Source organism: Devosia sp. Micro-HW1 (assembly GCF_056341075.1).
On sequence record NZ_CP094375.1, the window covers coordinates 1437175 to 1450665 of the forward strand.

Here is a 13491-nt window from a genome sequence, read left to right on the forward strand (position 1 = left end):
ACTTTCCTCCTGATAATCGAGACAAATCGGCATAGCATGTCACGAAGATCGGGATAATGGCGCGTCATTCGCTGATCGAGCTTGAAGCGGTGCTGGCCATTGTTCGGTGCGGCTCGTTCCGTGCCGCCGCTGTTGAACTCGGAATGTCGACCACGGCCATCAGCAACGCGGTGGGCAAGCTTGAGCGCGAGCTTGATGCGCGGTTGTTCAATCGCACCACCCGCAGCGTTTCGCTCACCCATGCGGGGCGGATCTTCGTCGCTCAGATCAAGCCAGCGCTGGAAAACATCCAGAAGGCCATGAACACCGCGCGCGCCCAGCAGGAGACGCCCTCCGGGACCTTACGCATAAATGCCTTTGCCACTGCGGCGCGCGAAATCATGTCGCCTCTCGTCCTGACTTATCTCCAGCGCTATCCGCAGGTTCATATCGACATCGTCACCGAAGGACGGCTGGTCGACGTCGTGGCGGCGGGCTTTGACCTGGGCGTGCGAAGCGCGGATTTGGTTCCGAGCGACGCAATCGCCATCCCGCTGGGCCAGGCGCGCAGTATGGCAGTCGTCGCATCCCCCACCTTTTTCGAAGACAGGGCTATCCCCCAAGTGCCGCAGGATCTTTTATCTTACCCCTGTATTCGCGGGCGGCTTCCCGATGGGGCCATGCTTCGATGGCGGTTTGAGAGAGACGGCGAAGAGCTACAACTCGACGTTGACGGCCAGATCACTCTCGACGAGGCATCGCTGGCGCGGATCGCGATCACGAATGGCGTGGGTATTGGCTATCTCATGGAGTCTGATGTCCGTGAGGACATCGCTGCTCGACGCCTCGTGCGCATTCTCGAAGATTGGACCCCACCGCTCGCGCCACTGTGCCTCTACTATTACAATCGCCGCAATTCCTCCGCCGCCTTCCGGGCCTTTGTCGCACTCGCACGTGATTTTGCCGCGGGAAAGCTGGCGTAGGATAAGACCGCTGCGGGCAGTAGGGAACATTCCGAAGCCGTTCCCGGCGTCCGGAACGTCTGCAATTTCGGCACTCGATGAAGTTGACTGTTCGTTCCCACTCCAAAGCAGGCGCCCCACCAGGCCTTGCCTAGGCGCCCACACCTCCCCGCTCCCCCGCTCCCCCCCTCCCCGCCTCCCCGCCTCCCCCGCTCCCCCTTCCCGCTCCCTCGCGTTCCCCTTCCCCCTCCCTGGCGTTCCCCTTCCCCCTTCCCTCCCTGGCGCTCCCCCTTCCCTCCTGGCGTTTCCCTCCCCCTTCCCCTCCGCCCCTCCCTCGCCTACCTTGTGCGCCTGACGCCCAAAGTCCGGAGGTCGCACAATGCGCGATGGCGACATCATTCATGGCCTCGTTCGCGGCCTTTCCGTCATCGAGTGCTTTGACGAAGAACATGCGCGCATGTCGATATCGGACGTGGCGCAGCGCACCGGACTGGAGCGCGCCACCGCCCGGCGGTGCCTGCTCACCCTCGCCCATCTCGGCTATGCCAGCTATGACGGAAAATTCTTCCAGCTGACGCCGCGCGTGCTCAATCTGGGGCATTCCTATCTTGCCGGCACGCCCCTGCCCCGGCTGATCCAGCCTTTTTTGGAAGAACTCTCCCGCGCCACCGGCGAAAGCACGTCGGCTGCCGTCCTCGATGGCACCGATATTCTCTATGTTGCCCGCGCCTCCAATCGCCGCGTCATGTCGATCAATCTGGGCGCCGGGGCGCGCCTGCCCGCCTATTGCACCTCTATGGGCCGCACCCTGCTCGCCGCCCTGCCGCGCGAGGAAGCCCAGGCCATTCTCGATCGGTCGGACATCATCGCCTATACCGAGCGGACCAAGGCCGACATGGCTTCCATCACCACAGAGCTGGCCGTCATCGCGGCACAGGGCTTTGCCGTGATCGATCAGGAGCTGGAGCTGGGGCTCTGCTCCATTGCCGTGCCGCTGCACAATGCCAGGGGCGAGGTCGTGGCCGCCATCAATATCGGCGCCCAGACGGCCCGCGCCCCGACCTCGCGCATGATCGCGCATTTCCTGCCCCTGATGCGCAAGGTCCAGGCTGAAGTCCGGCCGCTTCTGCGCTGAGCGGCAGCGTCAGAAAACTGTCGCAGGAGCCGGATAGTTTGTCCCCGAGAGCCGGGCAGGACTCCCTCAGCGAGTCCCTTCAAGACTGTCACAATCGCGGCCAGCGCCGTCATGGAGGCAGTCACATTGCGGTGTAAAAATCCCACTTGTTCCGGAATTAATCCCGCATTTTCAATGCACTAGAATGTCACAAACCAGTCACGCAACTGCAATAAAACCGTTGCGAGGCGCTCCTATGGTCTGCCGCGTCTGAGGGCCGCCCACGAATGGCTGGCCAAGCTTGAAAATGAATTCCGGAAGGGACATTCCATGAAGACCGCACTTTACGCCAGCGCCGCCGTGATCGCTCTCGCAGCGTTCGGCACCTCCGCCGCCTTCGCCCAGTCGCGCGATACCATCCAGATCGCCGGCTCCTCGACCGTTCTTCCCTTCTCGTCGATCGTCGCCGAAGAATTTGGCGCCACTTTCCCCGAGTTCAACACCCCGGTCGTGGGTTCGGGCGGCACCGGCGGCGGTTTCAGCCAGTTCTGTGAAGGCGTTGGCGACAACACCATCGACATTGCCAATGCTTCGCGCCCGATGCGCGACGGCGAGCGTGAAGCCTGTGCTGCCAACGGCGTCACCGACATCCGCGAAATCCAGTTCGGCTTCGACGGCATCGTCTTCGCCTCCTCGGCCACCGGCGGCGACTTCGCCCTGACCCCGGCCCAGGTGTTCCTTGCCATTGCGGCCCAGGTTCCGGTTGACGGCGCCATGGTTGCCAACCCCTACACCACCTGGGACCAGATCGACGCGTCGCTCCCGGCCCAGCCGATCGCCCTGGCCATCCCGGGCTCCAACCACGGCACCCGTGAAGTCTTCCAGGAACGCGTCGTCACCCCCGGTGCCGAAGCTGCTGGTCTGCCGGAAGGCCTCTCCGACGACGAGATCGAAGCCATCGAAACCACCTTCCGTCAGGACGTCGTGGTCGAGATCGCCGGTGACTACACCGAAACCCTCGCTCGCCTCACCTCCGATGCCAACACTGTCGGCGTGTTCGGCCTGTCCTTCTACGAACAGAACCGCGACACCCTCAAGGTTGCCACCGTTGATGGCGTGACCCCCTCGCTCGAAACCGTTGCTTCGGGTGAATATCCGGTTTCCCGCCCGCTGTTCTTCTACGTCAAGGGCGAACATGTCGGCGTCATCCCCGGCCTGGCCGAATTCACCGAATACTTCCTGTCCGAAGGCGTGTCGGGCCCCGGTGGCATCCTCGAAGCTGCCGGTCTGATCCCGCAGCCGGCCGAGAAGTCCGCTGAAGTCCTCGCTGCCTTCCAGCAGTAAGCAACCCTGACGGGCCTCGGTTTCCGGGGCCCGTCTTTCATCGCGGGGCCATAGTGGGAAGCCTGACAAAGTGAACACCCTGATCATTGCCGGACTTCTCGTGGTTCTCCTCGGCCTGGCCTACCAGATGGGCTGGTCGAAGAGCCGTGCGCTTGCAACACCCGAAGGCGTTCGCGTGCATTCGCGTCCGCAGTATCACGGCGCTCTTGTCGCGCTGTGGACCCTGATCCCCGCCTTGCTCGTTCTCGGCGCCTGGGCCTTCTTCTCGCCCGGCGTGTTCCACTGGTATGCCGTGTCGCAGATACCTGCTGATGTTCTGGCGAACCTGGATCAGGCCGGCCTCAACAACCAGATGCAGCGCCTGCGCGACATCGCCTCGGGCTTCGGCGTCGCCGGCGAGCTTCAGCCCTTCGAGCAGGCTGCCGGCGACAATATCCGCCAGTTCCAGCTCATCACCTTCATGGTGATGATCGCCGCCGCCGCCGGCCTCGGCGTGCTGGGCCTGCTCTATGCCCGCAAGAATATCACGCCCCGCCTCAGGGCCCGCAACCAGGTCGAGCGCGCCATCACCGTGCTGCTGCTTGCCTGTTCCGCCGTGGCCATCCTGACCACCGTGGGCATTGTCGCATCGCTCGTCAGCGAAGCCTTCCGCTTCTTTACCTTCATCAATCCCATCGACTTCTACTTCGGCACCGTCTGGGCGCCAAAATTCTCGTCGACCGGCACGGGCGATGCGGGTCAGTACGGCATCCTGCCGCTCCTTGCCGGCACGCTGATGATCTCGGCCATTGCCATGCTGGTTGCGGTTCCGGTCGGTCTCATGGCCGCCATCTACCTCAATCAGTACGCCCACCGCTCGGTGCGCGCGGTGGTCAAGCCGGTTATCGAAGTCCTCGCCGGGATTCCCACCATCGTCTACGGCTTCTTCGCCCTGGTGACGGTCGGCCCGTTCCTGCGGGATTTCGGTAGCGCCATCGGCCTCAACATCAGCGCCACCAGCGCCCTGACCGCCGGTCTGGTCATGGGCGTGATGATCATCCCCTTCATCTCGTCACTCTCCGACGACATTCTCAACCAGGTGCCGCGCACCCTGCGTGACGGTGCCTATGGCCTGGGAGCAACCCAGTCTGAAACCATCCGCAATGTTCTGATCCCCGCTGCGCTGCCCGGCATTGTCGGCGCCTTCCTGCTCGCCGTCAGCCGCGCCATCGGCGAAACCATGATCGTGGTTCTGGCTGCCGGCAACGCGCCGATCCTGCGCGGCAATCCGCTGGAGCCGGTCTCCACCATCACGGTTTCCATCGTCAATCAGCTCACCGGCGACACCGACTTTACCGGCCCGCAGTCCCTTGTTGCCTTCGCCCTGGGCCTCACCCTCTTCATCATGACGCTGTGCCTCAACATCGTCGCCCTCTACATCGTCCGCCGCTTCCGGGAGCAGTACGAATGACCAGCACCACCACTGACTCGGCTGCTGAACGTCGCAATCGCGTTCGCGCCGGCCTGGGTCGTCGCCACAATGGGGAGCGCCTGTTCCGCCTCTTCGGTGTCGTCGCCATCGTCCTGGCGCTGGGCTTCGTGGCGCTGCTGTTCGCCGACGTTCTGCGCAAGGGCATCCCGGCCTTCACCCAGACCAACATGCACCTGGCGGTCACCTTCGATCCCGAGCTGCTCAATGTCGATCCGGCGCCGGTACGCTCCGAAGGCCAGTCAGATGCTGCCTATCGTGCCGAGCGCCTCGCCTGGGAGCGTTCGGTTGCCATGCTCAACTGGAACAATGTCGTCGAAGCCGCGCTGCGTGAGGCTGCCCCTGCTGGTTTCGAGATCGACAGCCGTCAGATTCTGAGCATCCCCGAGACCGATGCGCGCCACCGTGTCCGCGAGCGCTTCGTCAACGACCCCAGCCTGCTCGGTCAGACGGTCGAGATGGACCTGCTCGCCTCTGCCAATACCGACAACTGGGTTAAGGGCAATATCAATCGCGAGCTGGGCGATGCCCAGCAGCAGCTCTCCGCCCCGGCGCGCGCCCTCATCGACATCTTCGAAGAAGACGGCACCATCTCGCGCGGCTTTGCCTGGGCGCTGATATCAAATGTCGACAGCCGTTCCGCACCTGCCGCTGCGGGTCTCCTCGGCGCCCTCATGGGTTCGCTCTGGATGATGCTGATTGTCGTCGTCCTCGCCGTGCCGATCGGCGTGGGCAGCGCTATTTACCTCGAAGAGTTCGCGCCCAAGTCCAGGCTGACCGATCTCATCGAGGTCAACATCAACAACCTGGCCGCCGTGCCCTCCATCGTCTTCGGTCTGCTCGGCGCCGCCGTGTTCATCAACTGGTTCCGCCTCCCCCTCTCGGCCCCGCTGGCCGGCGGTCTGGTGCTGACCCTGATGACGCTGCCGACCATCATCATTGCGACCCGCGCGGCCCTCAAGGGCGTCTCCCCGGCCCTGCGCCAGGCCGCCCTCGGCATGGGCGCCTCGCGCACGCAGATGGTGTTTCACCATGTGCTGCCGGTGACCTTTCCCTCGATCCTGACCGCTACCATTATCGGTGTGGCCCAGGCCCTTGGCGAAACCGCGCCGCTCCTGCTGATCGGCATGAATGCCTTCGTGGCCGCGGTGCCCGGCACGCCTATGGATCAGGCAACCGCTCTTCCGGTTCAGATTTACCTCTGGCAGGGCAACGAGAACCGCAACTTCTTCGAGGCCCGCACCTCTGCTGCCATCATGGTGCTCCTGGCCTTCATGATTACCCTCAACGCCATCGCGATCTTCTTGCGGTCGCGTCTTGAAAAGCGCGCTTAAGGAGACTTCGGAAATGGACGTTCTCGCCGGTAAGGTTAAAGTGACCCAAAAGACCCTGGATCAGACCATGAATCCCGCCGAACTGATGGACCATCCCATCCGCCTCACCGCCCGTGATGTTACCGTTCATTACGGTGCCAAGCAGGCCCTGCATGGCGTCTCCATCGACATCCCCGACCGCGCCGTCACCGCCTTCATCGGGCCGTCGGGCTGCGGCAAGTCCACTTTCCTGCGCTGCATCAACCGCATGAACGACACGATCGAAGGCGCCAGGGTCGGCGGCCGCATCGAGCTCGACGGCCAGGACATCTACGATCCCAAGCTCGACGTGGTGGAGCTGCGGGCCCGCATCGGCATGGTCTTCCAGAAGCCCAATCCCTTCCCCAAGTCGATCTACGACAATGTCGCCTATGGCCCGCGCATCCACGGCCTCGCGCGCTCCAAGGCCGACCTCGATGAAATCGTCGTCTCCTCGCTGCGCAAGGCGGGCCTTTTCGAAGAGGTCAAGGATCGCCTCAGTGAGCCAGGCACCGGTCTTTCCGGCGGCCAGCAGCAGCGCCTCTGCATCGCCCGCGCCATTGCCGTGGGTCCCGAAGTGATCCTCATGGACGAGCCCTGCTCGGCCCTTGATCCGATCGCCACCGCGATCATCGAAGAGCTGATCGACGAGCTGCGCGAGAACTACACCATCGTCATCGTCACCCACTCGATGCAGCAGGCAGCCCGCGTGTCGCAGAAGACCGCCTTCTTCCACTTGGGCAACCTGATTGAACAGGGCGACACCGAGGACATCTTCACCAATCCGGTGAACAAGCAGACCCAGGACTACATCATGGGCCGCATCGGCTGATCGCGGATCTGGAGGACAAACCATGCCAAATACCGGTACCGATCACATCGTCACCTCCTACAACGAGGAACTTGCCGCCCTGGCCCAGGCCATTGCCGAAATGGGTGGTCTCGTCGAGGTCGCTGTCGAGAACGGCACCCGCTCGCTGCTCAAGCTTGACCGTGAACTGGCTGACCTGACCATCATTGCCGACCAGCGCATCGACGACATGCAGCGCCAGATCGATGACATGGCCGTGTCGATGATTGCCCGCCGCCAGCCCATGGCCAGCGACCTGCGCGCCATCATCACTGCCATCCACGTCGCCTCCGATCTCGAACGCATCGGCGACATGGCCAAGCAGCTGGCCCGCCGCTCGCTCAAGCTCGAAGGCCTCAACCTGCAGCCGACTTTCTACAACGGCGTCAAGAACATGACCGCGCTGGTCCTGCAGCAGGTCAAGGATGCCCTCGATGCCTATGGCAATCGCGAGGCGCCCGCAGCCGTCGAAGTGTGCAACCGTGACGACGAGGTCGATGCCATGCACACCTCGCTGTTCCGCGAACTCCTCACCTACATGATGGAGGATCCGCGCAACATCACCACCTGCACCCACCTGCTGTTCTGCGCCAAGAGCCTCGAGCGCGTCGGCGACCATGCCACCAACATTGCCGAGCGCGCCTACTACCTGGCCACCGGCAAGCAGCTCACCAGCGACGTGCAGGAACTGCAGCGCCAGCAGATTAAAGCGTAAGGCACTTCTCCCTTTCGGGGAGAGGTCGGCGCGCAGCGCCGGATGAGGGGGCCTTCCTCGTAGCACCGCACTCTCAACCCCCTCCCCCTCCTTCAGGGGGAGGTGAGGTGGGGGTAAAGCCAAGAACTCAGAACTCTCGGATGACCAAGGTCAGTCCGATCGACGGAGCACATCCAATGCCCGCCACCATCCTCGTGGTCGAAGACGAAGGCGATATCGCCATCCTGCTGCGCTACAATCTCGAAGCCGAGGGCTTTCGCGTCGTCACCGCCGAGAGCGGCGACGAAGCCCAGCAGGCCATTGCCGAAAAGCTGCCGGACCTGATCCTGCTCGATTGGATGCTGCCCGAGATTTCCGGCATCGAACTCTGCCGACGCCTGCGCGCCCGCGATGAAACAGCCCGCGTGCCGATCATCATGCTCACCGCCCGCGGCGAGGAAGAGGAGCGCGTCCGCGGTCTTTCCACCGGCGCCGACGACTACGTGGTCAAGCCTTTCTCGGTGCCCGAACTGCTGGCGCGCATCCACGCCCTGCTGCGCCGGGCCAATCCCAATCTCGTCACCACCGCCCTCAAGGTCGGCGACCTCGAGCTCGACCGCACCACTCACCGTGTCCGCCGCGCCAACCGCGACGTGCATCTGGGACCCACCGAATACCGTCTGCTCGAATATCTGATGCGCCATCCCGGCCGCGTCTATTCGCGCGAACAGCTTCTCGACGGCGTCTGGGGCAATGATGTCTATGTCGACGAGCGTACCGTCGACGTCCATATCGGCCGCCTCCGCCGCGCCATCAACCGCGGCCGCGAAACCGACCCGATCCGCACCGTCCGCGGCGCCGGCTACGCCTTCGACGAACGGTTTGCCGCCAACGCCTGAACCGGCGACTGGAGCGTTTCGCGGACCATTTGAAACACCGCTACCTCCCCAATCGTCACTACCGGCCCACCCTCCGGCCTGACCCGAGGGCCCGGTGGTCCATGCCCGCTGTAGGATGGATTGCCGGGACAGGCCCGGCAATGACGGCCATACATGTCTCCGCTTCAGAATTGTGAAACGGCCTAATCGGCAATGGCCAGGAAATCGAGCACCGCCTGTCCGAAGCGCGGGTCGGTGTTGAGGGTGTAGTGGGTGGTGCTTGGAATGACGGCGAAGCGGTTCGGCGTCATGCCCTCCCCCGCCCACCCGCCATCGACCTTGCCACCCCCCAGCAGCTCGAAGAAATGCGTGGCATGGCTGATCCGCACCGCGTCATAGTCTCCCACCACCAGCAGGGTCGGGCTCTTGATCCCGCCCACCTCGGATGACCAGTCATAGTCGTTGCCGATAAAGGCACCCATCTGCTCAAAGAGCTTGGGAAAGTTTTCCGGGTCGGGCGCGACCGCCTTGTAGGCCTCGTAGAGCGGCGTCTGCATCATCTCAGGGGCCATATGCGCGCCGATGGTCCGCATGCCCTCGGCATTATAGTCGTGCCACCCCGAATAGGCGTAGGGCGCCGAAGCGACCACCAGCCGGTTGACCACATCGGGATGGTCGATGCCGAGCCGGATGGCGGTAATGCCGCCCATCGAATAGCCGACGACATCGGCCCGTTCATGGTCCAGCCATCGGATCAGCCCGGCCACGTCGGTGGCGAAAGCCTCGAAACTCATTGGGCGGTCGAAAGGTCTGGTGCGGCCATGCGCCTGGAGATCCACGCCAATGACCTGATGGTGTTTGGCCAGCTCGGTCAGCACGGGGCCGAAATCGTCCATGGTTTGCAGGCCGCCATGCAGCAGCACCAGCGGTTCGCCCGCGCCGAACACGGCATAGGCCAATTCGATTCCGTTGACGGGCGCGTAGCCCGACCGGGTTGGAGTAGGCAACGACATTTGAGACCTCCGGATCGCTAATGATCGGACGACGAGCAGCAGCCAGGATTTTCGACAGGGAAACGGCCCGCTCCCGCCAAGCCTAAACCTCCGGCAAGTCCCTCAGCGGCGTGGTATCGTCCAGCGGCACCGTCTGCCGCTCGATCATGCGGTGCACGTGCGGCAGGCCCTCGCCCTGATGCAGGGCGCGCAGCTGCTCGATATTGTCGGCGTCGGATTTGGTGCGCCGCAGGTTGTGCCGCACATAGTCGACCCAGGTGGGCACGTGATAACTCTCCACCCACAGGTCGGGCCGCTCGAGGTCGCGCAGCAAGGTCCATTGCCGCGCTCCGTCGCGGATGCGGATGCGCCGTCGCTCGCTCATCAGCCGCAGGAAGGCGGGAATGTCCTCCTGCAGGATCTGGTAGTCGATCATCACCATGATCGGTCCGCTGCGCGGCCTGAGATCCAGCCGCAGGATCGGCTCATTGAAGGTGTCGAGCGGATTGAGGTCACGCTGGTCGAATTGCGGCAGCGCCAGTTTCAGGCCCACCAGGCCGCAGATCACCAGCACGCCGCTGGCGATCAGCAGCGCCCAGTCCATGCCGAGCCCGTCCGAGGTCACGCCCCAGATCCAGCTGCCGCCCGCCATGCCGCCGAACGTGGCCGTTTGGTAAAGCGAGAGCGCCCGACCCACCACCCAGCGCGGTGACGCGAGCTGGATCGAGACATTAAATAGGCTCAGCGCCAGCACCCAGCTCGCCCCGGCGGGCAGCAGCAGGATGTGGCTGAGAACGGCATCGCGGCTGAACGCCAGGCCGATACAGCTGAGGGCAAAGCCGAGGCAGGCCGCCCGCACGATGTTCTCGTTGCTGAACACCTGCCGCACCCGCCCGTTGAGGAAGGCGCCGAGGATGGCGCCCACCCCGAAACAGCCCAGCAGCGTGCCATAGATCAGCGCGCCACCGCCCAGATAGTCCTCCGCCAGCACCGGCAGCAGGGCCAGGATGACGATGGCCGACGCGCCGAACAGGAACCCGCGGAACATCACGGTCATCAGGTTGGGCGACATCGACACATAGCGCACGCCGGCCCACATGGCGCTGCCCAGCCGCTCCCGCGGCAGGCGCGCCGGCGCCCGCTGCGGCTTCCAGCGATAAAGCGCACCGATCAGCGGAATGTAGGACACGGCATTGAGCGCAAAGGCCGCGCCCGCCCCGGCAAAGGCCACGATCATGCCGCCCACCGCCGGACCGACGCTGCGCATCATGTTGAAGCCCATGGCATTGAGCGTCACCGCCCCCGGCAGGTCTTCGCGCGGCACCACATCGCCCATCGACGCCTGCCATGACGGGTTGAACAGCGCCGTGCCCGCGCCGATGAGGAAGGTGAAGGTCAGCAGCAGCCACGGATTGAGCAGGCCGAGCCAGGCGGTAATGGCCAGCGCCAGCGACACCAGCCCCATGCCCGTCTGGGCAATCAGCATCACCGTCCGCCGGTCGAAATTGTCGGCCAGCGCCCCGGCGGCGATGGAAAACACCATGATCGGCAGCGTGTTCGATGCCTGCACCAGCGCCACCATATTGTGCGACGTGGTCAGCGTGGTCATCATCCAGCCCGCGCCCACCGCCTGCACCAACCCACCCAGATTGGACGCCAGCGTCGCCAGCCAGAGCATGCGAAAATTCTCGTTGCGCAGCGGCGCGAGAACCGTGGGACCCTTGGACATGTCGAACAATCTCCTGACCTGTCTCATGAGCCAGCCGGCGCACGGAGGCAAGCCCGCTGGTTGCTCTGCCCTTCACATCCCGCGCCCCATTGCTGCCCTCCGATCAATAAGTCATACTTATTTCGAGGAGACATCATGCGCAGCTATTCCCCCGTCGATTTCACCCGGGTGAGCCTCACTGGGCCCTTCTGGGCCGAGCGGCTCGAAATCGTGCTCACCCGCACCGTTCCCAGCCAGTTTGAAAAACTCGGCGAGAGCGGCATTCTCGAGTCACTCGAACTCAAAGACCCGCCGCCACCCCTGCGCATCCCCCGCATGGGTGGACCCGATGGCCATACCCATCAGGTGTTCTGGGACAGTGACATCGGCAAGTGGATCGAGGCCGCCGGCTATGCCCTGCGCCACCGCCGCGACCCCGATCTCGAAGCCAGGGTCGATGCCATCGCCGCGCGCCTCGCCGAGGTGCAGATGCCCGACGGCTACCTCAATCTCTGGTATCAGGGCCAAGAGATCGACAAGCGCTGGACCAACCTGCGCGACCGCCACGAACTCTACAATGCCGGGCACCTGCTCGAAGGCGCCATCGCCTACTATCAGGCCACCGGCAAGCGCCAGCTGCTCGATGTGCTCGAACGCTATCTCGACCATATCCGCACCGTCTTCGGCACGGGCCCCGGCCAGAAAAAGGGCTACGACGGCCATCAGGAAATCGAGCTGGCGCTGGTCAAACTTTATCGCCTCACCGGCGAGCGCAAGCAGCTCGACCTGGCGGCCTATTTCATCGACCAGCGCGGCGCCGAACCGCATTATTTCGACGAGGAAGCGGTTGCCCGCGGCGCCGATCCGAAGGATTTCCATTTCTACAAGAGCGGCAATCACCAATATTCCCAGTCGCACAAGCCGGTGCGCGAGCAGGACAAGGTGGTCGGCCACGCCGTCCGCGCCATGTACATGTATTCGGCCATGGCCGATCTCGCCGCCGAACTGGATGACGACAGCCTCCGCCATGCCTGCGAAGTGCTCTGGAAGGACGTGACCACCACCCGCATGTATGTCACCGGCGGCTTCGGCCCGTCGGCTTCCAACGAGGGCTTCACCACCGACTACGACCTGCCCAACGACACCGCCTATTGCGAGACCTGCGCGTCCATCGCCTTCGTCTTCTGGGCCCAGCGCATGCTCAATCTCGATCTCGACGGCCACTATGCCGAAGCCATGGAGCTGGCGCTCTACAACGGCGTCCTCTCTGGCCTCGGCCGCGACGGCACCCTCTACTTCTACGAGAACAAACTCGAAAGCGACGGCTCCCATCGCCGCTGGCCCTGGCACCCCTGCCCCTGCTGCACCATGAACGTGTCGCGCCTCATCGCCTCGGTTGGCGGCTATTTCTATTCCACCGGTCCCGATGCCATCGCCATCAACCTCTATGGCGGCAACAGCGCCACGCTTGATCTCGACGGCCGCCGCATCCGCATCGAAGAGTCATCGCTCTATCCGCTCTCGGGCACGATCCGCATCACCGTGCACCCCGATGGCCACGGCCCTTTCACGCTGAAGCTCCGCATCCCCGCCTGGGCCAAGGACGCCGTCGCCGATCTCAACGGCAACCCGGTCGATGTGCCCGGACAGACCCAGCAGGGCTATCTCACCATTACCCGCGACTGGATCGAGGGCGACACCATCGATCTCGACCTCCCCATGCCGCCCCGCCGCCTCTACGCCAATCCCAAGGTGAAGATGGATCGCGGCCGCGTCGCCCTGGCCCGCGGCCCCCTCGTCTACTGCGCCGAGCAGGTCGACAATCCGGCGCCAGTCCCCGATCTCGTCCTGCCGCGCGATGCGGCGATAAGCGAGGACCTGCGCCCCGATCTTTTCGGCGGCATCGTCACCCTCGTGGCAGAAGCGCAAAACCTTGCCGGCGACGACTGGGGCAACGACCTCTACCGCACGACGCCCCCTGCGCCCTCGCCGACGCCCCTCACCGCCATCCCCTACTACCTCTGGGCCAACCGCGCTCCCGGCCCCATGAGCGTCTGGATCAGGGAGGGCTGAGCCCTTTCTCCTCCCCCTGTAGCAGGGGGAGGCCGGGTGGGAGTACCCTACCCATCCCATTGACACTTCCTCATTTT

Annotated in this window: 11 protein-coding genes; 9 read left to right on the forward strand and 2 right to left on the reverse strand. The window is 64.1% G+C overall.

Translation table 11 applies throughout. The annotated features are described in order from the left end of the window. Positions 1–56 precede the first annotated feature (56 nt). From MQW79_RS06730 to phoB, 8 genes are all read left to right on the forward strand, one after another. Positions 57–962, forward strand: coding sequence for a LysR family transcriptional regulator (locus MQW79_RS06730; protein ID WP_476587550.1), 906 nt, complete (start codon positions 57–59; stop codon positions 960–962). Between the two features lie 358 nt (positions 963–1320). Continuing rightward, the gene (locus MQW79_RS06735; RefSeq protein WP_476587551.1) at positions 1321–2076 is read left to right on the forward strand and encodes an IclR family transcriptional regulator domain-containing protein; all 756 of its coding nucleotides are present in this window, start codon (positions 1321–1323) and stop codon (positions 2074–2076) included. Positions 2077–2385: 309 nt separating this feature from the next. After that, entirely contained in the window at positions 2386–3399 is a 1014-nt protein-coding gene (locus MQW79_RS06740; RefSeq protein ID WP_476587552.1) for a PstS family phosphate ABC transporter substrate-binding protein, read from the forward strand. Between the two features lie 70 nt (positions 3400–3469). Next, positions 3470–4849 (forward strand): phosphate ABC transporter permease subunit PstC, encoded by a 1380-nt coding sequence (gene pstC / locus MQW79_RS06745; RefSeq protein ID WP_476587553.1) that lies wholly within the window; start codon positions 3470–3472, stop codon positions 4847–4849. Next, positions 4846–6201: a phosphate ABC transporter permease PstA gene (gene pstA, locus MQW79_RS06750; RefSeq protein WP_476587555.1), complete on the forward strand. Its 1356-nt coding sequence runs from the start codon at positions 4846–4848 to the stop codon at positions 6199–6201. Before pstC ends, pstA begins: the two co-directional genes overlap by 4 nt. Positions 6202–6268: 67 nt before the next feature. After that, positions 6269–7051: a phosphate ABC transporter ATP-binding protein PstB gene (gene pstB / locus MQW79_RS06755; protein WP_476588197.1), complete on the forward strand. Its 783-nt coding sequence runs from the start codon at positions 6269–6271 to the stop codon at positions 7049–7051. 22 nt (positions 7052–7073) lie between these two features. Then, positions 7074–7784, forward strand: a complete 711-nt coding sequence (gene phoU / locus MQW79_RS06760) for a phosphate signaling complex protein PhoU (protein ID WP_476587557.1) — start codon at positions 7074–7076, stop codon at positions 7782–7784. Positions 7785–7960: 176 nt separating this feature from the next. Then, entirely contained in the window at positions 7961–8662 is a 702-nt protein-coding gene (phoB, locus tag MQW79_RS06765) for a phosphate regulon transcriptional regulator PhoB (protein ID WP_476587559.1), read from the forward strand. A 182-nt stretch (positions 8663–8844) separates the two neighbouring features. Here phoB and MQW79_RS06770 read toward each other — a convergent pair whose 3' ends face one another. Together MQW79_RS06770 and MQW79_RS06775 are read right to left on the reverse strand one after the other, a co-directional pair. Then, positions 8845–9654: an alpha/beta fold hydrolase gene (locus MQW79_RS06770; protein WP_476587561.1), complete on the reverse strand. Its 810-nt coding sequence runs from the start codon at positions 9652–9654 to the stop codon at positions 8845–8847. 82 nt (positions 9655–9736) lie between these two features. Beyond that, the gene (locus tag MQW79_RS06775) at positions 9737–11362 is read right to left on the reverse strand and encodes an MFS transporter (RefSeq protein ID WP_476587563.1); all 1626 of its coding nucleotides are present in this window, start codon (positions 11360–11362) and stop codon (positions 9737–9739) included. A 135-nt stretch (positions 11363–11497) separates the two neighbouring features. Here MQW79_RS06775 and MQW79_RS06780 point away from each other — a divergent pair, with 135 nt between their 5' ends. Beyond that, positions 11498–13414 (forward strand): glycoside hydrolase family 127 protein, encoded by a 1917-nt coding sequence (locus tag MQW79_RS06780; RefSeq protein WP_476587565.1) that lies wholly within the window; start codon positions 11498–11500, stop codon positions 13412–13414. Positions 13415–13491 lie beyond the last annotated feature (77 nt).